The sequence below is a fragment of the Methylobacterium sp. Leaf88 genome, from assembly GCF_001422795.1.
GTDB lineage: Bacteria > Pseudomonadota > Alphaproteobacteria > Rhizobiales > Beijerinckiaceae > Methylobacterium.
In genome coordinates this window covers 106360-129015 of sequence record NZ_LMMK01000024.1, presented here as the reverse complement: position 1 = coordinate 129015, position 22656 = coordinate 106360, and the positions used below count along the sequence as shown (strand labels likewise).

Below are 22656 nucleotides of genomic sequence, written 5' to 3'. Positions count from 1 at the left end.
GCCGTGGCAATGCGCACCGGGCGGCGCGGCCACCGGGGCGTGTCTTCCCGCACCGACCGGGCGCCCCTATCGTGGGGCCGCGTCACCCGCCCCGATGGAGCCCTGCCCCGATGCCCAGCCTCCGCGCCACCGCCTTCGCCTTCGCCGGCCTGCTGATGGGTTCGGCCTCCGGCTCCGCGGAGGCCCAGGTCCGCATCGGGCTGTCGGCGCCGCTGACCGGCCCGGATGCCGCCTTCGGACAGGGCCTGCGCCTCGGCGCCGAGCAGGCGGTGGCCGATCTCAACCGGGCCGGCGGTGTCGACGGGCAGCGCCTGGTCTTGGTGGTCGCCGACGATGGCGGCGAGGGCAAGCAGGGTCTCGCCGTCGCCCGGCGGTTCGCCGCCGAGCGGGTCGGCCTGGTGGTCGGCCCCTTCAATGCCGGCGTCGCGGGGCTGGCGATGCCGGTCTACGAGGAGGCCGGCATCGTCGCCGTGACGCCGGGCACCGGCTCTGCCGCGCTGACGGCCAAGGGCCTTTGGAACGTGTTCCGCACCGTGCCGAACGAGGCCGAGCAGGGGCGGCTCGCCGGCGCCTACCTCCTCGGCCGTCACGGCGGCCAGCGCATCGGCCTCGTGCACGACAAGAGCCCGTTCGGGCGCGGCCTCGCGGAGGGCGTGAGCCGCGTGCTCAAGGCCGCGGACCAGCCGGAGGCGGCCTTCGAGACCCTGACCCGCGGCGAGCGCGACGTCTCCGGACTGGTGGCGCGCCTGAAGCGGGCGCGGGTCGAGGTGGTGTATTTCGGGGGCCTTGCGCCGGAGGCGGCCGTGCTCCTGCGCGGCCTGCGCGACGGCGGCGTGACCGCGCCCCTGGTGGGCAGCGACGGCCTCCTCGATCCGGCCTTTCCTCAGGCGGCCGGCCCGGCGGCCGAGGGCACGGTGATGACCCTCACCGCCGACCCGCCCCGGCTGCCCGAGCCGAAGACACTTGATGCGAAGGCGACGAAGGGTCCCCGCAGCCCGGACGCGAACGCGGTGGCCGCCCAGGCCTATGCGGCCGTCGAGGTCCTGCGCCAGGGCGTCCTCGGCGCCGGATCGGCGGAGGGCCGGGCGGTGGCGGCCTACCTGCATGAGGGCCGGGCCCTGCGGACGGTTCTCGGCGACCTCGCCTACGATGCCCGGGGCGACCTGAAGCCCGATCCCCGCCGCCCGGCCACGGTCCTGCAGGCCTGGAAGCGGATGCCGGATGGGCGGATCGACTTTGCGGGCAACGACGTCACCCCGTGAGTCGAGTCTGCCCGCCGCCGCCGGAGCGCGCCGGCCGGACGCGCGACGGAGCGAAATCGCGGGCCAAATCTTGATCTTTCCGAATCACGCCGGATCCGCGCGCGACTTGTGCCGGGTTCATCACCGGCCTGCATCGGGAAAAGCTTGCTTCCGGCCGATCCGGACATTATGTCGGGGCAACGCTCGCCGGTGTTGCGCATCCGATGGGATCGGACCCGCCGCCCGCCGCGTTTTGCCGAACGGCTTCGTTTTGTGTCCCGGGTCGCCCCTTTTCAGGCCGTCCGGCTGGAGAGTGTGGATGGCGAAAGAAGAGTTGATGCAGTTCGACGGTCTCGTGATCGAGATCCTGCCGGACGCGCGCTACCGCGTGCAGCTCGACCAAGGGCACGAGATCGTGGCCTACACGGCCGGCAAGATGAAGAAGAACCGCATCAAGACTCTGGCCGGCGACCGCGTCACCGTCGAGATGTCGCCCTACGACCTGGAGAAGGGCCGCCTCGTGTTCCGGCACAAGGACGAGCGCTCCTCCGGTCCGCGCCCGCCCATGCGGGGTCAGTTCCGCCGCCGCTGACTCAAGCGGCGCGACCCGGCTTCTCGACTTGTAGGGATTCCTGTGCGGCAAGACTCGGTTTCCCGGGCCTTGCCGTCTGTGTTTGGCCCGGTTGACGACTGTCTGCCGGTCCTTGACGGATCTCCACCGAGCTCCTCGACCTGTCTCCTGCCATTGACGGACATGCGCCAACGGCGCGGTCTTGGGCATGGCCAGCGTGCTCCCTACGGTCATCGAGACGAGGTCTATCTGCGCTCTGCCGAACGCGTCATGACCGACGTCGCGCGAAGTGCGGTGGTGGATTTCCTCGCGGCCCATCCGCAGGCGCGCGAGGTGATTCCGGGGCCTAGCGGCCTTCGGAAGGTTCGCGTTCCCTTGACCGGGCGCGGCGAGCGCGGCGGCGCCCGCGTGATCTCGTTCTCTGGGGGCGATGAGCGAGGGACGACGCGATGTTCGCCGAGTTGGCGCTGAGCCTGAAACAGGCGGCCGCCCATGCGCGCGGGGACATCGGAGCCGGGTTCGGCATCCACGTCCCGCAGGACATCGACGTCGCCGCGATCCGAAAGGCGACGGATCTCTCACAGGATGCCTTCGCCCGTCGGATCGGTGTCGCCGTCGGCACCCTGCGGAACTGGGAACAGCGCCGTCGCCAGCCCGAAGGACCGGCCCGCATGCTCCTGGCGCTCCTCCAGCGAAACCCGCGCCTCGTCGAGGAAACGCTCGGCCAGACGCCCTGAAATTCGCGTCCAGGCGCCAGGGGCCGACCGCGCCTTCTACTTCCCGAACCGCTCGAACTTCGGGAAGCTCCGGGTCATCAGGGCACCGGCATCCGAGCGGTGGCCCAGCCATTTCTCCAGAATCCCCGCATTGGCGAGACGCGCCTCGCCGCCCGCCTCGCGCCAGGGCAGCCCTTCGGCCAGGGGGAAGACGTGGGCGTCGGTGAGCGTGGTCTGGCGGCAGCGCTGCAGGCGCACGCCCTTGCCGCGCACCATCTCGGGCAATTCGCTCAAGGGGAAGACCAGCATCAGCCGGTCGGCACTGCACACCGCCACGTGGTCGCCGGTGGCCGGCACCAGCACGGCGGCCGTCGCCGGCGCGTCGAGGCCCATGATGCCCTTGCCCTTGCGGGTGTTGGCCACGAGCGCATCGGCCGGCGCCAGGAAGCCGCGCCCGTCGGTGGCCGCGACCAGGACCTTGGCGCCCGGCTGGTAGGGGATGGCCGCCACGATCTCGGTGCCGTCGTCGAAATCCACCATCAGGCGGATCGGGTCGCCGAAGCCGCGCCCGCCCGGCAGCTTGGCCGCCTCCAGGGTGAAGACCTTGCCGTTCGAGGCCAGCACCAGGATCTTGGCCGTGGTCTCGCTGGGAAAGGCGAGCTTGAGGCCGTCGTCGCCCTTGAAGGCGACGCCCGAGAGGTCGGCCACGTGGCCCTTGAGGGCCCGGATCCAGCCCTTGTTGGAGACGATGACGGTGATCGGCTCGCGCTCCACCAGGGCGGCGGCGAAGTCGATGCCGGCGGTGTCGGGCGGGTTCTCCAGGGTGGTGCGCCGGGCGCCGATCTTGGTCTCGGGACCGAAGGTCTTCTTCACCGCGCGGATCTGCTTGGTGATGTCGGCCCATTGCAGCTTGTCGGAGCCGAGCAGCCCCTCGATCCCCTCCTTCTCCAGGGTCAGGGCGTCGAGCTCGCGCTTCATCTCCATCTCCTCGAGCTTGCGCAGCGAGCGCAGGCGCGTGTCGAGGATGGCGTTGGCCTGCACCTCGGTGAGTTCGAAGCGCTTCATCAGGGCGGGCTTCGGCTCGTCCTCCTCGCGGATGATGCGGATCACCTCGTCGAGGTCGAGATAGACGATGAGCAGGCCGCCCAGGATCTCCAGGCGGCGGTCGATCTGGCCGAGGCGGTGGCGCGACCGGCGCTGGAGCACGACGCGGCGGTGGTCGAGCCACTCGCGCAGGGCCTCGGCGAGGCCGATGACGCGGGGCACCAGCCCGCCCACCAGCACGTTCATGTTGAGCGAGATGCGGGATTCGAGCTCGGTGAGCCGGAACAGCGATTCCATCAGGATGACGGGATCGACGTTGCGGGCGCGCGGCTCCAGCACGATGCGGACGTCCTCGGCCGATTCGTCGCGCACGTCGGCGAGCAGGGGCAGCTTGCGCTCCTGCAGGAGCTCGGCGAGCTTCTCGATCAGGCGGGCCTTCTGCACGCCGTAGGGGATCTCCGTGACCACGATGGTCCAGGTGCCCCGCCCCAGATCCTCCTTGGCCCAGCGCGCCCGCACGCGGAAGCCGCCGCGCCCGGTGCGGTAGGCCTCGGTGATCGATTCGGCGCTGTCGATCAGGATGCCGCCGGTGGGGAAGTCCGGCCCCTTCACGAAGGTGAGGAGCTGGGCGGAGGTCGCCTCGGGATGGCCGATCAGGTAGAGCGCCGCGTCGCAGAGCTCGGCCGCGTTGTGGGGCGGGATCGAGGTCGCCATGCCCACCGCGATACCCTGGGAGCCGTTGGCCAGCAGGTTCGGGAAGGCGGCGGGGAGCACCACCGGCTCCTCCTCCTGCCCGTCGTAGTTCGGGCGGAAATCCACCGAATCGTCGTCGAGGCCTTCGAGGAGGAGGCGCGCCACCTCCGTCATCCGGGCCTCGGTGTAGCGCTGGGCGGCGGCGTTATCGCCGTCGATGTTCCCGAAATTGCCCTGCCCGTCGACCAGCGGATAGCGCTGCGCGAAGTCCTGCGCCATGCGCACCAGGGCGTCGTAGGCCGCCGTGTCGCCGTGCGGATGGTACTTGCCGATGACGTCGCCCACGATGCGGGCGCATTTCTTGAAGGCCGAGGTCGGATCGAGCTTCAGGAGCCGCATGGCGAACAGGATGCGGCGGTGGACGGGTTTGAGCCCGTCGCGGGCATCGGGCAGCGCCCGGTGCATGATCGTCGACAGCGCGTAGGCGAGGTAGCGATCCTCGAGCGCGGTCTTCAGCTCGACGCTCTCGATGCCATCGGGACTCGATGGCGGCTCGAAGGGCTGGCCCATCACGAACTCCCGGGCCTCAGACGACCCAATTCAGAACAAAACACGAACGGAATTTAGGCGCTTCCCGTGCCCAATGCAACGAAGCGCGCGCGCTCCTCGGGCACGGGGATCGCGCGCGGTCCCCAGATGTGCTGGTCGAGGAAATACCCCGTCAAGGTAAACCCCGCGGTAACGTCCCGGGCGTCCGGCGTCATCGGCAGGGACGCACCCGGCGCCCGGGCCCGCAGGAAGTCCGGCAGCGCCAGGAGCCGGTCGCGATAGGGCTCGCCGGCCGAGGCGCTCACCGCCCGCCCGCTGCGGGGCGAGACGTAGATCAGCGCGTCGTTGCCTCCCGTGGCGGCGCAGGCCGCCAGGTCGAGCCCGAAGCCGAGCTCGGCCAGGATGGCGAGTTCGAAGCGGACCATCAGCGGCGGGGCGATGTCCGGGTCGTGCAGGTGCGCCACCAGGAGGCCGGCCGCCTCGAACAGTTCGGGATGGGGGTCGCGCTCGGGCAGCAGGCGGAGCAGGCCCGCGAGATGGCTCATGCCGTAGAGGGCGAGCCCCGACCCCATCAGCCGGGCGGCGACGGATTCGACGGGCTCCACCGCGAAGGCGCCCAGGCTCTCGTCGAGGCGCGCCCGCCAGGTGGCCTGCACCCGGTTGCCGGCCTGCAGCACCGGCTGCATCCGGCGCGAGCGCCCGCCATGCACGAGCCCGAGGTGGCGGCCGTGGGTCCGGGTCATGAGTTCGAGGATGACGCTGGTCTCGCCCTGGCGGCGCAGGCCGAGCACCAGGGCCTCGTCGGTCCATTGCATGCCCGTGTCTTACGGCGCCGTCGAGACGATGCAAGCGCGCTGCGTCCATTCCGGTTGCAAGTGAACGCGGTTTCCCCCAAGGCGGGAAATTCGATAGGCTCGCCATCACACTGAGTCGAGCCTGCCCCGATGTCCCTGCCCGTGCGCGCGGCCCGCCGCCGCCCCGCCCTGGTCCTCGCCGCCCTGCTGCCCCTCGCGGCCTGCGGGCCGCGGGCGGGCATCCCGACGCCCGCCGCGACCGCGCCCCTGCGGGAACGGCTCGCCGCCTTCGCCCTCGGGCAGGCCGCGTTCGGCGCGGTCTCGCTGATCCCGGTGCGGTTCGCGCACAGCCGGGTCTCGCAGCCGTTCCAAGACGCCGGCCGCACGCTCTACTGCCTCTCGAGCCGGATGACGGGACGCACCTTCGGCCGCGCCGAGCGGCCGAAGATCGTCGTGCAGGAGGCCGGCGGCGTCCTCACCCGCGTCGACGAGGATCCGGAGATCTGCGAGGGGCACCGGACCGAGCCGCTGCCGGAACTGGAGGCTTTCGCGGCCGGCCGGGGCTGAGGCACGCCCCCCGGCGCGGCCGGTCTTGCGCTTCGGCGCGGCCGGTCTTGCGCTTCGGCGCAGCCGGTCTTGCGCCCCGGCCTGCCCGGTGGTTCGCTGGCCCCATGCCCGACCAGCCCCTCGCCCTGACCCTCGCCCTCATCGCCCGTGCCCATCCGACGCCGGTGGCGGACGACGCGACGGCCCTCGCGCTGCTGAGCGATGCCGAACTGGCCCCGGGCCTCGCCGCCGCCCTCGCCGCCCGGCCGATGCCCGCGGAGGGCTTGTGGGTGTTCGGCTACGGCTCGCTGATCTGGCAGCCGGAATTCGCCTATTCCGAGCGCCGGGTCGGCACCGTGCACGGCTATCACCGGCGCTTCTGCCTCCTCCAGCGCCGGTTCCGCGGCAGCGTGGACAATCCCGGCCTCGTCCTGGCCCTCGATGCGGGCGGCTCCTGCGAGGGGGTCGCCTTCCGGCTGACCGGTGCGGAGGCCGCCGAGACCCTGCTGCCGGTCTGGCGCCGCGAGATGCGCGGCAACGGCTATCTCGGGCGCTGGGTCCCGGTGGAGACGGCCGCCGGCACGATCCAGGCGCTGACCTTCCTGGTGAACCCCGAGAGTGACCGCTACACCGGCCCGATCCCGGACGACGCGATCGCGGACCGGATCGCCGCCGGGGCCGGCCATCTCGGGCCGAGCGCCGAGTACCTGTTTCGCACGGTGGCCGCCTGCCTCGAGGCGGGCATCCGCTGCCCGCACCTCCTCACCCTGCAGGCGATGGTGGCGGAGCGCCTGCGGGCGCGAGTCCGGGCCGGCACCGCCGGCCCGTCGGCGGCCGGCGCCTGACGCGCCCTTTCGGACCCTCGACGCGCGGGTTCCGCCGGAACGACGGGGCGTGGCGCGCGGGTGGGGCGTCGGGCGGTCCGTTCGTTCGACCCCGATCGACCGGACATGCCCGCGATCGGTGATCCGCGTGACGTTGCTGGTCCAAAAATGCTCACCCTGATTGTATAGCTGGACAATATTAGTTCAGATAGATCTGACGATTTAGATAGATAATGTAATTTAAGACATTTTTATTGGTCAACACCTAGGAGACATGCACAAACCACGCAACGGATCAGGCCTCTCGATGACATACGGTATCCGCGCTCGCCTCTACGCCGGATTCGGCAGCCTGATCCTGATCACCGGCGGAATTGGCCTGACCGCGCAGTATCAACTCGGCTCCATCGTGGCCGAATACGCACGGGTCGCTCGCCTCGAGGAGGGGGCACGCAACGTCTTCGCGATGAACGGCCTCGCGGAGCGGCTGTCCGGGCAGGCTCTGGATCTGCAGTCGAGCCAGACGCCCGATCAGATCGAGCAGGTCGAGCAGACACGCCAGGCCATCACCACGGTGCTCCAGCGCCAGGTCGACATCGCGGTGTCGGAGGAGCGGCGCGCGATCTACGCCAGCATGCGGGACCAGTCTGCCGCCCTGAAGGACGATATCCAGCGCCTCGGACAAGCCGGTCTGGCGCTGACGGACAGCAAGACCAAGCTGTTCCGAACCGGCGACGAGCTGACGCGCGTGGCCGGCCTCCTGATCTCCGACATCCGTCAGAACGGGTCCGCGGCGCAGATCGCTCAGGTCGCGACGGTCGACAGCGCGGTGCTGCTGATGCGGGTCGCGAACTGGCGTTTCCTGGCCACCCGCGATCCCCAGGGTCCCGCGACCTTCGCCACGAACAGCCTCAAGGCCGACACCGCCATCAGGACGCTGAAGGAGCTCGACACGGGCGGCGCGTTCACGCGTCCGATCAAGCGGTTGCAGGACACGGTCGCCGCCTACATCGACGCCTTCAACGCGGCGGCAGCCGCCATCGAGGCGACGCGGGCGGCCCATGACGACACGCTCAAACCGCATGCGGCGGCCCTGATGCAGGCGGGCCTGGGAGTCCGGGCGAAGATCGAGTCGGCCGTGAGCGAGATCATCGCCGACACGGACGCGAGCGTGAGCCGGGCCCGCGTCCTGCAGATGGCCTTCGTCGGCCTGGCGCTGGCGGTCGGCGGCGCCCTCGCCGTCCTGATCGCCCGCAGCATCATCCGGCCGATCTCCGGCATGACGGACGCGATGAGCCGCCTGGCCGCCGGCGAGACGGCCGTCACGGTGCCCTCGCAGACGGCGGGGGACGAGATGGGCGCGATGGCCAAGGCCGTCGACGTGTTTCGCCAGAACGCCATCGCGCGCATCGACCTGGAGGCGCAGCAGGTCGCCGCGCTGTCGGCGCGCCAGCGCCGGGCGGACCGGGTCGACGAGCTCGTCCAGAGCTTCGAGCAGACCATCTCGGGCAACATCGGCATCGTCACCTCCGCGGCGACCGAACTCGACGCCACGGCCCGGTCGATGACCCAGGTGGCGGAGAGCACCAGCGGGCAGGCGCTCGCCTCGAGCGCGGCCGCGCGGGAAACCGCGACGAACGTGCAGACCGTGGCCGCGGCCGCCGAGGAGATGGTCGCCTCCCTGCAGGAGATCGAACGCCAGGTTCAGCAATCGAACGCCGCCGCCGGTGCCGCGGCCCGCGAGGCGGAAGCGACGGACGCCAGCATGGGCAGCCTGATCCAGGCCGCCGACCGGATCGGAGAGGCCGTGACGATGATCTCCGGCATCGCCAGCCAGACCAACCTGCTGGCGCTCAACGCCACCATCGAGGCGGCGCGGGCCGGCGAGGCGGGACGCGGCTTCGCGGTGGTCGCCGCGGAGGTCAAGGAGCTCGCCGGCCAGACCGCCCGGGCCACCGACCAGATCGGCGGGCAAATCGCGGCGATCCAGCAGGCGACCGCCCAGGCCGTCGCGGCCATCCGCCAGATCGGCCAGACCATCGTGTCGGTGAACGCGATCACCGAGAGCATCGCCGCGACGGTGGTGGAGCAGACGGCGGCCACCGGCGAGATCTCCCGCAACGCGGCCGAAGCGGCCCGCGGAACCCAGGACGTCTCGACGAACGTCGCCCAGGTCCTCGCCGCCTCCGGCGACACCGGCTCCGCGGCCCAGCAGGTGCTGATGGCGGCGGGCGAACTCTCGGTCCAGTCGGTCACCGTGCGCCAGGAGGTCGAGGGCTTCCTCGCCGCCATCCGCGCGGCGTGAGACGGCTCCGCTTACTCACACCGGGGCCTTGATCGGGCTAAGTCGGAGGCGCGCAGGACAGGCCCGCGCACCCCCTGATCGGAGCCCGGATCCGGCCTCCCGAAGCCCGGCATGCCGAAGGATCGATCGGGTCCGATGCGATAGGGCGTCCGCGCGATCCCTCCGGTGGGGTGGGTCGAAACAAGCCCCCGCTTTCATCCGGGAGAGGGTTGGGGTGAGGGGTTCGCCCCTCCGACGTGGTCACGCGCCTTACCCCGTTCCCCTCCCTCCAGGAGGGGGACCTGCGCGAGAGGCGCCGGAGGAATCCACCGAAGACCGTCCAAGACCGGATGAGCGGAAGCGTCGGTCGGGCTCCCGGCCCGGCCGATGCGAGGCCCGGTGCCCGAGGGCCGGGCCGGCGCCTCAGTTCACCTCGACCTGCACCACGCCCGGCACCGCCCGGAGCGCTCCGGCGATCTGGGGCGTCGCCTGGTACCGGCCCGGCAGCTTGACCTCGACCTCGCGGGCGCCGTCGAGGAGGAGGATCAGGGAGACCTCGCCCTCCCCGCGCACCTGCAGGCGCTGCTGCACGGATGGGATCGGGCGCTCGTCCTGCAGGTAGACGCGCATGCCCTTCTGGTGGCGGGCCACCGCCACGTCGAGGGGCTCGGCGGTCATGATGCGGGCGCGCACGTCCTCGCCCTCGAGGTTGGCCTGGAGCTGGAGCACCAGCGGCCGGCCTGGCTCGAGGATCTCGCGGTACTGGCCGAGGCCCTCCGAGAAGATGATCGCCTCGAAATGCCCGGTCTGGTCGGACAGGATGACGATGCCGAGCTTGTTGCCGGTCTTGGTCCGGCGCTCCGAGCGGTCGAGCACCGAGGCCGCCACGCGGCCGACGCTGGTGGTGCCGGCCCGGACGGCGCGGCAGAACTCGGCCCAGGTCTGGACCCGGAGCTTGCCGAGGAGGTCGCCGTACTCGTCGAGGGGATGGCCCGACAGGAAGAAGCCGATCGCCTCGTATTCCTTCTTCAGCTTGTCGGCCATCGGCCAGGGGTCGTAGGGCGGCACCCGCAGGGTGACGTCGGCGGCGGTGATGCCGCCGAACATGTCCTCGATGCCGGTGCTGGCCGCCTCGGCCGCCCCTTGCGCCAGCTTCATCATCGGTTCGATGGCGGCGCAGGCCCGGGCGCGATCCGGCTCGATGGTGTCCATGGCGCCGGCCGCCACGAGGTTCTCCAGGGTGCGCTTGTTGAGCATGCGCGGGTTGAGGCGGCGGGCGAGGCAGGCGAGATCCTTGAAGGGCCGGTCCCCCCGGGCCTCGATCAGGGCCTCGACCGCCCCCCGGCCCACGCCCTTGATCGCCGCGAGCGCGTAGTGGATGCGCCCCTCGCGCACCTCGAAGCCGACGCCCGAGGTGTTGATCGAGGGCGGCTCGACGGTGATCTTCAGGCGCTGGGCGTCCTGGCGGAACTCCGCCAGCTTGTCGGTGACGTCGATGTCGAGCTGCATCGCGGCGGCCAGGAACTCCACCGGATGGTTCGCCTTGAGGTAGGCGGTCTGGTAGGTCAGCAGGGCGTAGGCGGCGGCGTGCGACTTGTTGAAGCCGTAATCGGCGAACTTGGCGAGCAGGTCGAAGATCTCGTTGGCCTTGGCCTTGGTGAGGTCGCGCTCGACGCAGCCCTTCACGAAGCGGTCGCGCTGGGCGTCCATCTCGGCCTTGATCTTCTTGCCCATGGCGCGACGGAGCATGTCGGCCTCGCCGAGCGAGTAGCCGGCCAGGACCTTGGCCACCTCCATCACCTGTTCCTGGTAGACGATGATGCCGAAGGTCTCCTTGAGGATCGGCTCCAGCTTCTCGTGCGGGTACCAGCTCGCCTCGTTGCCGGCATCGCGGCCGAGCTTGCGCTCGCAATAGACCGGGATGTTGGCCATGGGGCCCGGGCGGTAGAGCGCCACCAGGGCGATGATGTCCTCGAAGCGGTCGGCCTGCATCTCGACCAGGGCCTTGCGCATGCCGGCCGATTCCACCTGGAACACGCCCACCGTCTCGCCGCGCTTCATCGGCGCGTAGGTCGCCGGGTCGTCGAGGGGCAGCGAGGCGAGATCCACGATGATGCCGCGCCGGGCCAGGAAGTCCGTGCAGCAGCGCAGCAGCGTCAGGGTCTTCAGGCCGAGGAAGTCGAACTTCACCAGGCCCGCGGCCTCGACCCACTTCATGTTGAACTGGGTCACCCGCATGCCGGTCTTCGGGTCGCGGTAGAGCGGCACCAGCTGTTCGAGGGGACGGTCGCCGATGACCACGCCGGCGGCGTGGGTCGAGGCGTGCCGGTGCAGGCCCTCGAGCTTCTTCGAGATTTCCATGAGCCGGGCGACGATCGGCTCCTCCTCGATCGCCTGCTGGAGCTTCGGCTCGCCCTCGATGGCCTGGACCAGGGTGACGGGATTGGCCGGGTTCTGCGGCACGAGCTTGGTCAGCTTGTCGACCTGCCCGTAGGGCATCTCCAGCACGCGGCCGACGTCGCGCAGCACGCCGCGGGCCAGCAGGGTGCCGAAGGTGATGATCTGCGCCACCTGCCGCTCGCCGTAGCGCTGCTGCACGTAACTGATCACCCGCTCGCGGCCCTCGACGCAGAAGTCGATGTCGAAATCCGGCATCGAGACGCGCTCGGGGTTGAGGAAGCGCTCGAACAGCAGGCCGAAGCGCAGCGGGTCGAGGTCGGTGATGAGGAGCGACCAGGCCACCAGGGAGCCGGCGCCGGAGCCGCGGCCCGGCCCCACCGGAATGTCGTGGTCCTTGGCCCACTTGATGAAGTCCGACACGATCAGGAAGTAGCCGGGAAACTTCATGCCCACGATGACGTCGAGCTCGAAGGCGAGACGGTCCCGGTAGACCTGCTCGGACATGCCCGGCGCGGTGCCGTGCTGGGCGAGGCGCCGTTCGAGGCCGGCCTCCGCCTGCCGGCGCAGCTCCGCCGGCTCGTCGAGGGGGGGCGCCGCCGGGACTTCGGGGGTGCCCTCGGGGGCGGCGGCGTCGAGGGCGGCGACCACGCCGAAATTCGGCAGGATCGGCTTGCGGGTGCGCACGCGGTAGGCGCAGCGCATGGCGATCTCGACGGTGGCGTTCAGGGCGTCCGGCAGGTCGGCGAAGAGCGCGGCCATCTCGGCGCGGGTCTTGAAGCCGTGGCGCGGGGTCAGCTTGCGGCGGCGGTCGTCCGAGACGAGGCGGCCGTCCGCGATGGCCAGCAGCGCGTCGTGGGCGTCGTAGTCGCCCTCCCGGGCGAAGAACGGCTCGTTGGCGGCCACCACCGAGAGGCCGTTCGTGTCGGCGAGCCGCAGCAATTCCCGCTCGACCATGCGCTCGTCGGGCAGCCCGTGGCGCAGGATCTCGACGTAGAGGCCATCCTCGCCGAAGGCCGCGCGCAGCTGCGCCAGGCGGCCGGCGGCGAGTTCGGCCCGGCCCTGCCGCAGGGCGCTGTCGAGGGGCCCGGTGGAACCGCCCGTCAGGGCGATCAGGCCGGCGCTCGACTCGGCCAGGGCCTCGACGCCGACCCGGGGGGCGTCGCCCAGCGCCCCGTCGAAATAGGCGCGGCTCGCCAGACGCAGCAGGTTGCCGTAGCCGGTCTCGTCCTTCGCCAGCACGACGATGTTGGCGCAGCCGGCCTGGCCCTGCCCGACGCGCGCCATCGGATCGGGCGCCTCGAAGGCGACGGTGAGCTGGAGGCCCGGGATCGGCTGGAGGCCGGCGCCGGCGGCCTTCTCGGAGAATTCCAGCGCCCCGAACAGGTTGTTGGTGTCGGTGAGCGCCAGGGCCGGCTGCCGGTCGGCGAGCGCCGCCTTCACGATGTCCCCGACCTTCAGGGCCCCTTCCAGCAGGGAGAACGACGAGTGAACGTGGAGGTGGACGTAAGCCGGGTCTTTCAGGATGCGCGCCATGAGACCACCAGCCCGAGTCGTGGTTTCCAATCCATGAGAATTCAGGGCCCGGACGCGTTTCCCTGTGGACCGCGCGACCCCTGTGACCCCGCCGCAACGCTAACGCAAGGGCGCCAGTGCGACAGCCCAGGCGGCGATGGACATCGCCAGGAGCCCGAAGGCCATGAACTCGACCGCACCCGTCAGGATCATCCGCTTGAACATTGGCCTCGCCTTTCGTTGACGCCCCGAGTTTTGTTCTTGTTTTGTTCTATGTAAAGCGAAACTCGTCGGCGCACCGCATCGTGGTTACGGCCCGGTAAATCCCGTCGCCTTGGCCAGCGGTCGCGGATCGGCCCCGCGTGCTCACGCGAAGGCGTCGGACCTCCGCGGCCCAGCGATCCGCCGCCATTGATACCCGTGCCCGGCCCTCAGGGCAGCTGCTCGATCAGCCCGTCCCGGATCGTCACGCGCCGGTCCATGCGGGCGGCGAGATCCATGTTGTGGGTGGCGATCAGCGCGGCGAGGCCGGAGGCGCGCACCAGCGCCACCAGGATGCCGAAGACGTGGGCGGCGGTGTGCGGATCGAGGTTGCCGGTGGGCTCGTCGGCCAGGAGCAGGCGCGGGCCGTTGGCGACCGCGCGGGCGATGGCGACGCGCTGCTGCTCGCCGCCCGAGAGTTCGGCCGGCCGGTGCTGGAGGCGCTCCTTGAGGCCGAGGAAGCTCAGGAGTTCGTCCGCCCGCGCCCGCGCCTCGCGCTGCGAGAGCCCGCGGATCAGCTGCGGCATCACCACGTTCTCCAGGGCCGAGAATTCCGGCAGGAGGTGGTGGAACTGGTAGACGAAGCCCATCTCCTCGCGCCGCAGGCGGGTGCGCTCGGCATCCACCATCGCGGCGGTCGGACGGCCGCCGATGTAGATCTCGCCGCCGTCGGGGCGCTCCAGCAGGCCGGCGAGGTGCAGCAGCGTGCTCTTGCCGGCCCCCGAGGGCGCCACCAGGGCGACGAGCTCGCCCGGCCAGATCGCGAAATCCGCCTGGCGCAGGATCTCGAGGGCCCCCGCCCCTTGGGCGTAGCGCCGCTCCACCTTGGCGAAGAACAGGGCCGGGACCGGCTGCGCGCCGGGCGCCTCGGCTGTCGTGGTCATGGATGCTCGGGCCTCAACCGTAGCGCAGGGCCTGCACCGGATCGAGCCGGGCGGCGCGCCACGAGGGATACAGCGTCGCGATCAGCGACAGGGCGATGGAGGTGACGACCACCACGGTGATCTCGTTGGCGTTCATCTCGGCCGGGATTTCGGCCAGGAAGCGCACCGTGGGGTCCCAGGCGGAAGGGAACAGCACCCGCTGGATCCCCTTGATGTTCATCGTGATCAGGATGCCGAGGGCCAGCCCGCTCAGGGTCCCCACCACGCCGATCAGCGCGCCGTTGATGAGGAACACCCGCATGATGGTGCCGGGGGTCGCCCCCATGGTGCGCAGGATGGCGATGTCGCTGGACTTGTCGCGCACGAGCAGGATCAGCCCCGAGATGATGTTCAGGGTCGCGACCACGACGATCAGGCTGAGGATCAGGAACATCACGTTCCGCTCCACCTCCAGGGCGCCGAAGAAGGTCCGGTTGCGCTGGCGCCAGTCGGTGAGGAGCACCGGGCGCTCGGCCGCCATCTCGAGGTCGGGCCGCATCGTGCCCACCGCCTCGGCATTGTCGAGGTAGATCTCGATCAGGCTGACATCGGCGTCCCGGTTGAAGAAGGCCTGGGACTCCGTCAGGGGCATGAACACGAAGGTCGAGTCGAACTCGGTCATACCGATCTCGAAGATCGCCTTGATGGTGTAGCCCTTCGTGCGCGGCGCCGTGCCGAACGGCGTCGAGGCGCCCTTCGGCGTCAGCAGGTTGATCTGGTCGCCGGCCTGGACGCCGAGGGATTCGGCCAGGCGCCGGCCGATGGCGACGCCCGACCCGTCGTCGAAGCCCTCCAGGCTGCCGCCCTTGATGTTGCTCGCGATGGCGCCGATCTTGTCGAGGTCCTCGCCCCGGATGCCGCGGACCAGCACGCCGCTGCCGGCGCCGCCATAGGGCGAGGAGGCGAAGGCCTGCCCCTCCACCAGGGGGATCGCCGCCCGCACCCCGGCGACCTTCGACAGGCGCTCGGACAGGTCGGCATAGTCGGTGAAGAGCTTGTCGATCGGGGCGACGAAGACGTGGCCGTTGATGCCGACGATCTTCGACAGGAGCTCGGTGCGGAAGCCGTTCATCACCGAGAGCACGATGATCAGCGTGGCGACGCCCAGGGCGATGCCGAGGAGCGAGAAGAACGCCACCACGGAGACGCCGCCGCCCCGGCGCCGGGCCCGCAGGTAGCGCCCGGCGATGATCCACTCGAACCCGGCGAAGGGGGGCGTGCTCCCGCGCCGGAACCGGGCGCGAAGGCCCGCAAGCCTGTCCGTGAGGGTCGCCGCCATGGGGTGCCTCAGAGCCGCTTCAGGCGGGCGAGCAGATCGATCGGGGCGATGCTTTCGCGCTCGCCGCCGGCCCGACGCTTCAGCTCCACCTTGCCCTCCGCGAGGCCGCGGGGGCCGACGATGACCTGCCAGGGCAGGCCGATGAGGTCGGCCGTGGCGAACTTGGCGCCCGGGCGCTCGTCGCGGTCGTCGTAGAGCACGCTGAGGCCGGCCGCCTCGAGGGTGGCCTGGATCTCGCCGCAGGCGGCGTCGGTGGCGGCATCGCCCGTCTTGAGGTTGATCAGCGCCACGTCGAAGGGCGCCACCGCGTCGGGCCAGATGATCCCGGCCTCGTCGTGGGAAGCCTCGATGATCGCCGCCACGAGGCGGCTCGGGCCGATCCCGTAGGAGCCCATGTGGACCGGGCGCTCGACGCCGTCGGGACCGGTGACCTTGGCGCCCATGGGCTCGGAATACTTGGTGCCGAAGTAGAAGATGTGCCCGACCTCGATGCCGCGCGCGGCCATCTGCTTGTCGGCCTGCACCTCGGCGAAGGCCGCCGGCTCGTGCATCTCGGAGGTGGCGGCGTAGAGCGAGGTCCAGCGGTCGACGGTGCCCTGGAGCGCGGCGACGTCCTCGAAGTCGGTGGTCACCGGCGGGACCTCGAAATCGAGGTACTGGCTGTCGCAGTAGACCTCGCTCTCGCCGGTCTGGGCCAGGATGATGAACTCGTGGCTGAGGTCGCCGCCGATCGGACCCGTGTCGGCCCGCATCGGGATCGCCTTCAGGCCGAGGCCCGCGAAGGTGCGCAGGTAGGCCACGAACATCCGGTTGTAGGCGTGGCGGGCGGCGGCCTGGTCGATGTCGAAGGAATAGGCGTCCTTCATGAGGAACTCGCGCGAGCGCATGGTGCCGAAGCGCGGCCGGACCTCGTCGCGGAACTTCCAGGAGATCTGGTAGAGGTTCTTCGGAAGGTCCTTGTAGGAGCGCACGCTGCCGCGGAAGATCTCGGTGACGACCTCTTCGGCGGTTGGGCCGAACAGCATCTCGCGGTCGTGGCGGTCGGAGATGCGGAGCATCTCCTTGCCGTAGGCCTCGTAGCGGCCGGATTCCCGCCAGAGGTCGGCCGACTGGATCGCCGGCATCAGGATCTCGATGGCGCCCGCCCGGTCCTGCTCCTCGCGGATCACCGCGCAGACCCTGTTCAGGACGCGCAGGCCCAGCGGCAGCCAGGCATAGATGCCGGCGGCCTCCTGGCGCACGAGCCCGGCGCGCAGCATGAGGCGGTGGGAGACGATCTCGGCCTCCTTGGGCGTCTCGCGCAAGGTCGGCAGGAAGTAGCGGGAGAGACGCATGAAAGGCCCTGGAAACAGCGTGCCAGCGGGTCGGCGGTACGCCGGGGCACACAACACATTGCATCGGGAAAACACAAGCGCGGAGGGGTGACACGGGTCCGCCGCGTGGCGTTTCGCCCTCAGGAGGCAGGGTGGTCCGGCCGAACGTTGCCCACGCGCCAGGCTCCGCCCGCAAGCACCGCCTCCCATTCCGGTAGAAAAGCGCAGGAATGTCTCACGAAGCAGGTGACAATGAGAATTGTTGTTCCTATAAGCGCGTCCGTGATGGATGCGCCGCCCAAGCAGTGGCGCCACACGGTCCGAGTCTCGGGAGGAATTTCAGCCGCCACGCCGTCAGCAATGCGTGAGACAATCGAGGCTGAGCAAACGACCATCTTCATAAAAGCAAGGCTTAGGCCTTGCTTTTTTTATGTCTCGACGCTTGCGCGAGGCTGTCGCCACTGCGTCGCGGTCCGACCGACGTCTCACGCCGACGCGCCGTCATCCCGGGGCCGCGCAGCGGAACCCGGGATCCAGAAACACAGGTGGCGCAAGACCTTGCACCGTCGGCGGTTCTGGATTCCGGGCTCGCCTGCGGCGCCCCGGAATGACGCGGTGCTGTCACTGCGGCCGTGGTTCGATGTCCCGCGTGCGCGACGTCCGTTCTTCGCGGGGGCAGCGACGCGCCCGGTCTGGAAGACGACGGCGGCGTGACCTTACATCCGTGCGCGGGCTCACGTCCGGTTCGACCGGACCACGCCGAACCCCCTCAGAGGCCGGCCAGCTCAAAGACCTGGATCGCCACCAGGAAGACGACGCTCGCCAGGAGCGAGGTCAGGATCGCCTTCTCGCGCAGGCGCGGGACGGCGGGCGCCCCGGGATCCTGGCCGGGCACGATCCGCTCCGGGTCGGTCTCCACCTGGTTGCGGAGGGGCAGGATGACGAAGAGCAGGGTCCACCAGACCACGAAGTAGAGGGCGAGCGCGCCGAACACCGAGAGCTTGAACAGGCCCACCGCGAGGGCGACCACCCCCGCGAGCACCACCACCATCACGCCGACGGTGCGCAGGGTGGAGGCTGCCAGGGCCTGGAGGACGGCGCCCATCCGGCTCAGACCTGTTCCAGCTCGACGAGGGTGCCGAGGAAGTCCTTCGGGTGGAGGAAGAGAACGGGCTTGCCGTGGGCGCCGATCTTCGGCTCGCCGGTGCCGAGGACGCGCGCGCCCTGGGCCTTGAGCTTGTCGCGGGCGGCGATGATGTCGTCGACCTCGTAGCAGACGTGATGGACGCCGCCGTTGGGGTTGCGCTCGACGAAGCTCTCGATGGGCGAGCCCGCGCCCAGCGGCGCCATCAGCTCGACCTTGCTGTTGGGCAGGTTGACGAACACCACGGTGACGCCGTGCTCGGGCTGCGGCAGCGGCTCCGTCACGGTGGCCCCGAGGGTGTCCCGGTAGATGGCGCAGGCAGCGTCGAGATCGCGGACCGCGATGGCGACATGGTTCAGGCGTCCGATCATGGTGTCCTCCCCTTCCTTCCCTCAATCCCGACTGCCACCCCTCCCCCGTCGAAGCGGGCGATATCGATAGCACCGCGGCGTCATTCCGGGGCGCCGCAGGCGAGCCCGGGAATCCAGAGCTGCCGACGGTGCCGGACGCGACGAAACCTATGGTTCTGGATCCCGGGCTCCGCTGCGCGGCCCCGAGATGACGGTGTGCTGCGCGCCGACGTCCCGCGCAACCCACCCGCATCGGCGACACCCCTCCCCCGCAGAGGGGGGGAGGGTTCGCCCATTAGACCTCGACCACCTGCACGTGGCAGGCGGGCTTCTTGCCCCAGACCTCGTTCACCGCGGAGCGGATCGCGCGGTCGACGGCCTTCTCGACGCCCTCGGCGTCCTTGCGCTTGGGCTTCGACAGGCCCGAGAGCGTGCGCGACACGCACTCCACGACGACGTCGAGCATCGCTTGGCCGGTCCGGCCGCGATTGGGCAGGCCGATGATGTCGATCGCGGGCTCGCCCAGGATCTCGCCCTGGACGTCGATGGCGATGGCCACCGAGACGAGGCCAGCCTGCGAGAGCTTGCGGCGCTCGGGGATGGCCCGGTCCTTGGCGTCGATCAGGACGTTGCCGTCCTTGAACAGGCGCCCGGCCTTGACGTGGTCGACGATCTCCGGCGTGCCGGGCGCGAGGCGCACGACGCTGCCGTTGCGGGCCTTGACGATGTTCGGAACGCCCTGGTCCCGGGCGAAGCGGGCGTGCTCGTCGAGGTGCAGCGCCTCGCCGTGGACCGGGATCGCGGTCTGCGGCCGGGTCCAGGCATACATCTCCGCCATCTCGTCGCGCCGGGGGTGGCCCGAGACGTGGACGAGCTTGGTGCGGTCGGTGACCACCTCGATGCCGGCATTGACGAGGTCGTTGATGATCGCGCCCACCGCCCGCTCGTTGCCGGGGATCGCCCGCGAGGAGAAGATGACGCGGTCGCCGGCGGCGAGGGTGATGTCCGGATGGTCGTCGCGCGAGACGCGGGCGAGGGCGGCCCGCTCCTCACCCTGCGAGCCGGTGAGCAGGGCCACGACCTTGTCGCGCGGCAGGTAGCCGTAGCTGTCCGACGACCGGAACTCGGGCAGCCCGTCGAGGAAGCCGCACTCGCGGGCGACCGCGATGACCCGGTCCATGGCGCGGCCGACCGCGACGACCTCGCGGCCGCAGGCCTGGGCGGCCTCGGCCACGGCCCGCATGCGCGCGACGTTGGAGGCGAAGGTCGTCACCGCGACCCGGTGGGGGGCGTCGGCGATGAGCTCGCGCAGGGTGGCGGCGACCTCCGCCTCGCTCGGGGAACGCCCCTCGCGCACGACGTTGGTCGAATCGCTGATCATCGCCAGGATGCCCTCGTCGCCGAGCGCCCGGAAGGCGGTCTCCGAGGTCACGTCGCCGAGGATCGGGGTCGGATCGAGCTTCCAGTCACCGGTGTGGAGCAGGAGGCCGTGCGGCGTCCGGATGGCGACCGCGTTCGACTCGGGGATCGAGTGCGAGACCGGCACGTACTCGATCTCGAACGGACCGACCTGCACCCGGCGGCCGGCCTGGATCTCCTTGAGGATCACCTTGGGCGCGCCCGGCTCGCTGAGGCGGCGGGCCTCCAGAAGGTTCTTGGCGAAGCGCGTCGCGTAGACGGGCGCCTTGAGCTTGGGCCACAGCTCACCGATCGCGCCGATATGGTCCTCGTGCGCGTGGGTGATGAAGATGGCGAGGAGGTCGTCCTTGCGCTCCTCGATGAAGCTGAGATCCGGGAACATCAGGTCGATGCCGGGGAATCCCTCCTCGCCGGCGAAGCCCATGCCGCAATCGACCATGATCCATTTGCGCCGCTTCGGGGGGCCGAAGCCGTAGAGCGCCGCGTTCATGCCGATCTCGCCCACGCCGCCGAGCGGCACGAAGACGAGTTCGTCTTGCCCTGTCGTCATTGTCCGTCCAAACCTCAAGCCGCCGTCGCGGCCGTTCCCAGATGCACCTCGCCCGCCGTCACGGTCCGTCGCGTCCCATCCTCCGATCGGACCACGAGCCGCCCTGCCTCGTCGATCGTCTCGAAAATTCCTTGTACGGACGTGTCGCCCATGCGCACCGAAACCGGCGCGCCGATTCCGGCCGCGTCCGCGATCCAGCGCTCGCGGATCCTCGCGAATCCGTGGCCACACGCCCAAAGCCGCGCGGCGTCGACGATTCCATCCGTCAGGTGGACGAACAGATCCTCGGCGCGCGTGTCGTACTGCATCTGCCTGAGGCACGTGGCGCGATAAGGCAAGCCCTGCGGCGTCGCAGCGACATTGACACCGAAGCCCATCACCACCGCGCGGCGCCCGCCGGGCCGGCTCTCGGCCTCCAGCAGGAGCCCCGCCAGCTTGGCGCCCGAGGCCAGGACGTCGTTCGGCCACTTCAGGCGGCACCCGGTGACGCCGGCCGCCGCGAGGGCGGAGACCAGGGCGAGGCCGGCGACGAAGCCGAGGGTCGGCACCTGGCCGGGTTCCACGTCGTCCACGGGCCAGAGCAGGCTCGCGGTCAGGTTTCCGGGCTCGGACAGCCAGCTGTTGCCGCGCCGGCCCCGTCCGGCCTCCTGCCGCCGCGCCACCACCCAGAGCGGCCCGGCCTCGCCGTCGCGGAAGCGCGCCAGCGCCTCGGTGTTGGTGGAGCCGAGGCTTTCGTGGACGTGGAGGCGGTGCCCCTCCCCCCGCGCCCGGGTGCCGAGGACGTAGCCGCTCAAGGACCTAGAACAGCGACTTGGCGGCGGCACCCGCAGCGCCGACGATGGGACCCGGCACGATCCCGAGCAGCACCACGACCAGGCTCGCCAGGGCGAGGACGATGCGGGCCCCCGGCGGCATCGGCTCGTAGGCGGCGACCGGCTCGTCGAAATACATCACCTTGACGAGGCGCAGGTAGTAGAACGCGCCCACCACGCTGGTGACCACGCCGATGATCGCCAGGGCGACGAGGCCCGATTTGATGGCCGCGAGGAAGACGTAGTACTTGGCGAAGAACCCCGCCAGCGGCGGGATGCCGGCCAGCGAGAACATCATCGCGGCGAGGCAGAAGGCCATGACCGGATGGGTGCGCGACAGCCCGGCGAGGTCGTCGACGGATTCGAACATCCGGCCGCCGCGGCGCAGCGACAGCAGCACCGCGAAGGCCCCCAGCGTCATCGCCAGGTAGATGATCATGTAGACGACGACGCCGCTGATGCCCTCCTGCGAGCCGGCGGCGAGGCCCACCAGGGCGTAGCCGACATTGCCGATGGAGGAATAGGCCATCAGGCGCTTCAGGGAGCGCTGGCCGATGGCGGCGAAGGAGCCCAGCGCCATCGAGGCGATCGCCACGAAGACGATGATCTGCTGCCAGATCGCGGTCACGTCCGGGAAGGCGCCGATGAAGAGGCGCACCGTCATCGCCATGGCGGCCATCTTGGGCGCCGAGGCGAAGAAGGCGGTCACGGGGGTCGGCGAGCCCTCGTAGACGTCGGGCGTCCACATGTGGAACGGCACCGCCGCGAGCTTGAAGGCGACGCCGGCCGCCACGAAGACGATGCCGAGCACGATGCCGAAGCCCGCGGTGCCGTCCAGCGCCGCGACGATGCCGGGGAACGAGACGGTGCCGGTGAAGCCGTAGACCAGGGAGGCGCCGTAGAGCAGCATGCCCGAGGAGAGCGCGCCGAGGACGAAGTACTTCAGCCCGGCTTCCGTCGACTTCAGGTTGTCGCGATGGAAGGCCGCGATGACGTAGGCGGCGAGCGACTGCAGCTCAAGGCCGAGATAGAGCGCGATCAGGTCGTTGGCCGAGGCCATGACCATCATGCCGATGGTGCAGAGGATCAGCAGGATCGGGAACTCGAACCGGTCGATGCGCTCCCGCTGGAAATAGTTGCGCGAGAGCAGGATCGTGGCCGCAGAGCCCAGCAGGATCAGGGCCTTCATCACCTTGGAGAAGTTGTCGACGATGAAGGAGCCGTTCAGGGTCGTGACCTTGGCGCCCGACTGGGACATGACCGCGAACAGCGCCACCACCAGCAGGATCAGGGCCCCGACGTTGACGCCCTCGGCGGAGCGCTCGCCCCGGAACGCACCGTAGAGGATCAGCACCAGCACGCCGACGCTGAGGATCAGCTCCGGCAGGGCGGGCCCGAGCGCGGGCAGGACGATCTGAGCGGCGTTCATCG

At 70.4% G+C, this 22656-nt stretch carries 17 protein-coding genes; 6 read left to right on the top strand and 11 right to left on the bottom strand.

What is annotated here, in order from left to right:
- The first annotated feature begins 110 nt into the window (after nt 1–110).
- From ASF20_RS14925 to ASF20_RS14915, 3 genes are all read left to right on the top strand, one after another.
- Nucleotides 111–1262: a branched-chain amino acid ABC transporter substrate-binding protein gene (locus ASF20_RS14925; protein WP_056275278.1), complete on the top strand. Its 1152-nt coding sequence runs from the start codon at nt 111–113 to the stop codon at nt 1260–1262.
- 298 nt (nt 1263–1560) lie between these two features.
- A complete protein-coding gene (gene infA, locus ASF20_RS14920; RefSeq protein WP_056178999.1) occupies nt 1561–1833 on the top strand; it encodes a translation initiation factor IF-1 in 273 nt (90 codons plus the stop codon).
- A gap of 428 nt (nt 1834–2261) precedes the next feature.
- On the top strand, nt 2262–2549 hold the full coding sequence (locus ASF20_RS14915; protein WP_056275275.1) for a helix-turn-helix domain-containing protein: 288 nt from the start codon (nt 2262–2264) through the stop codon (nt 2547–2549).
- A 36-nt stretch (nt 2550–2585) separates the two neighbouring features.
- Here ASF20_RS14915 and parC read toward each other — a convergent pair whose 3' ends face one another.
- Together parC and recO are read right to left on the bottom strand one after the other, a co-directional pair.
- Nucleotides 2586–4835 (bottom strand): DNA topoisomerase IV subunit A, encoded by a 2250-nt coding sequence (gene parC / locus ASF20_RS14910; RefSeq protein ID WP_056214674.1) that lies wholly within the window; start codon nt 4833–4835, stop codon nt 2586–2588.
- A gap of 53 nt (nt 4836–4888) precedes the next feature.
- A complete protein-coding gene (gene recO, locus ASF20_RS14905) occupies nt 4889–5629 on the bottom strand; it encodes a DNA repair protein RecO (protein WP_056275272.1) in 741 nt (246 codons plus the stop codon).
- Nucleotides 5630–5758: 129 nt separating this feature from the next.
- On the opposite strand from recO, the gene ASF20_RS14900 reads away from it, so the two are divergent.
- The 3 genes from ASF20_RS14900 to ASF20_RS14890 all read left to right on the top strand — a co-directional run bounded on the left by ASF20_RS14900 (nt 5759) and on the right by ASF20_RS14890 (nt 9283).
- Complete coding sequence (locus tag ASF20_RS14900) at nt 5759–6175, top strand: hypothetical protein (protein WP_056275269.1); 417 nt, start codon at nt 5759–5761, stop codon at nt 6173–6175.
- A 104-nt stretch (nt 6176–6279) separates the two neighbouring features.
- Nucleotides 6280–6999, top strand: coding sequence for a gamma-glutamylcyclotransferase (locus ASF20_RS14895; RefSeq protein WP_056275266.1), 720 nt, complete (start codon nt 6280–6282; stop codon nt 6997–6999).
- 286 nt (nt 7000–7285) lie between these two features.
- Nucleotides 7286–9283, top strand: coding sequence for a HAMP domain-containing methyl-accepting chemotaxis protein (locus tag ASF20_RS14890; RefSeq protein ID WP_056275262.1), 1998 nt, complete (start codon nt 7286–7288; stop codon nt 9281–9283).
- 402 nt (nt 9284–9685) lie between these two features.
- Here the strand turns inward: ASF20_RS14890 and dnaE are convergent, their stop codons facing one another.
- The 9 genes from dnaE to nuoN form a co-directional block, all read right to left on the bottom strand.
- Nucleotides 9686–13195 (bottom strand): DNA polymerase III subunit alpha, encoded by a 3510-nt coding sequence (dnaE, locus tag ASF20_RS14885; protein ID WP_056275258.1) that lies wholly within the window; start codon nt 13193–13195, stop codon nt 9686–9688.
- 410 nt (nt 13196–13605) lie between these two features.
- Nucleotides 13606–14319 (bottom strand): ABC transporter ATP-binding protein, encoded by a 714-nt coding sequence (locus tag ASF20_RS14880; protein ID WP_056214652.1) that lies wholly within the window; start codon nt 14317–14319, stop codon nt 13606–13608.
- A 13-nt stretch (nt 14320–14332) separates the two neighbouring features.
- Nucleotides 14333–15637 carry a lipoprotein-releasing ABC transporter permease subunit gene (locus ASF20_RS14875; RefSeq protein WP_056214648.1) on the bottom strand — a complete coding sequence of 435 codons (1305 nt, stop codon included), beginning with the start codon at nt 15635–15637 and terminating at the stop codon, nt 14333–14335.
- Nucleotides 15638–15645: 8 nt separating this feature from the next.
- Nucleotides 15646–16971: a proline--tRNA ligase gene (gene proS, locus ASF20_RS14870; protein ID WP_056275255.1), complete on the bottom strand. Its 1326-nt coding sequence runs from the start codon at nt 16969–16971 to the stop codon at nt 15646–15648.
- A 748-nt stretch (nt 16972–17719) separates the two neighbouring features.
- On the bottom strand, nt 17720–18064 hold the full coding sequence (locus ASF20_RS14865; protein WP_056214639.1) for a DUF1467 family protein: 345 nt from the start codon (nt 18062–18064) through the stop codon (nt 17720–17722).
- A complete protein-coding gene (gene mce, locus ASF20_RS14860) occupies nt 18061–18465 on the bottom strand; it encodes a methylmalonyl-CoA epimerase (RefSeq protein ID WP_056214637.1) in 405 nt (134 codons plus the stop codon). The genes ASF20_RS14865 and mce overlap by 4 nt, the downstream gene beginning before the upstream one ends.
- A gap of 274 nt (nt 18466–18739) precedes the next feature.
- Nucleotides 18740–20413, bottom strand: a complete 1674-nt coding sequence (locus ASF20_RS14855) for a ribonuclease J (protein WP_056214634.1) — start codon at nt 20411–20413, stop codon at nt 18740–18742.
- Nucleotides 20414–20427: 14 nt separating this feature from the next.
- Nucleotides 20428–21207, bottom strand: coding sequence for a biotin--[acetyl-CoA-carboxylase] ligase (locus tag ASF20_RS14850; RefSeq protein WP_056275252.1), 780 nt, complete (start codon nt 21205–21207; stop codon nt 20428–20430).
- A gap of 4 nt (nt 21208–21211) precedes the next feature.
- Nucleotides 21212–22654, bottom strand: coding sequence for an NADH-quinone oxidoreductase subunit NuoN (nuoN, locus tag ASF20_RS14845; RefSeq protein WP_056275249.1), 1443 nt, complete (start codon nt 22652–22654; stop codon nt 21212–21214).
- Between the last annotated feature and the right edge of the window lie 2 nt (nt 22655–22656).

Excerpts from the sequence above, each read along its gene's own strand:
- ASF20_RS14925 (WP_056275278.1), top strand. The coding sequence starts at position 111 with ATGCCCAGCCTCCGCGCCACCGCCTTCGCCTTCGCCGGCCTGCTGATG.
- ASF20_RS14900 (WP_056275269.1), top strand. The coding sequence starts at position 5,759 with ATGTCCCTGCCCGTGCGCGCGGCCCGCCGCCGCCCCGCCCTGGTCCTC.
- parC (WP_056214674.1), bottom strand. The coding sequence starts at position 4,835 with ATGGGCCAGCCCTTCGAGCCGCCATCGAGTCCCGATGGCATCGAGAGC.
- recO (WP_056275272.1), bottom strand. The coding sequence starts at position 5,629 with ATGCAATGGACCGACGAGGCCCTGGTGCTCGGCCTGCGCCGCCAGGGC.
- dnaE (WP_056275258.1), bottom strand. The coding sequence starts at position 13,195 with ATGGCGCGCATCCTGAAAGACCCGGCTTACGTCCACCTCCACGTTCAC.
- ASF20_RS14915 (WP_056275275.1), top strand. The coding sequence starts at position 2,262 with ATGTTCGCCGAGTTGGCGCTGAGCCTGAAACAGGCGGCCGCCCATGCG.
- nuoN (WP_056275249.1), bottom strand. The coding sequence starts at position 22,654 with ATGAACGCCGCTCAGATCGTCCTGCCCGCGCTCGGGCCCGCCCTGCCG.
- mce (WP_056214637.1), bottom strand. The coding sequence starts at position 18,465 with ATGATCGGACGCCTGAACCATGTCGCCATCGCGGTCCGCGATCTCGAC.
- ASF20_RS14880 (WP_056214652.1), bottom strand. The coding sequence starts at position 14,319 with ATGACCACGACAGCCGAGGCGCCCGGCGCGCAGCCGGTCCCGGCCCTG.
- ASF20_RS14875 (WP_056214648.1), bottom strand. The coding sequence starts at position 15,637 with ATGGCGGCGACCCTCACGGACAGGCTTGCGGGCCTTCGCGCCCGGTTC.
- proS (WP_056275255.1), bottom strand. The coding sequence starts at position 16,971 with ATGCGTCTCTCCCGCTACTTCCTGCCGACCTTGCGCGAGACGCCCAAG.
- infA (WP_056178999.1), top strand. The coding sequence starts at position 1,561 with ATGGCGAAAGAAGAGTTGATGCAGTTCGACGGTCTCGTGATCGAGATC.
- ASF20_RS14895 (WP_056275266.1), top strand. The coding sequence starts at position 6,280 with ATGCCCGACCAGCCCCTCGCCCTGACCCTCGCCCTCATCGCCCGTGCC.
- ASF20_RS14890 (WP_056275262.1), top strand. The coding sequence starts at position 7,286 with ATGACATACGGTATCCGCGCTCGCCTCTACGCCGGATTCGGCAGCCTG.
- ASF20_RS14855 (WP_056214634.1), bottom strand. The coding sequence starts at position 20,413 with ATGACGACAGGGCAAGACGAACTCGTCTTCGTGCCGCTCGGCGGCGTG.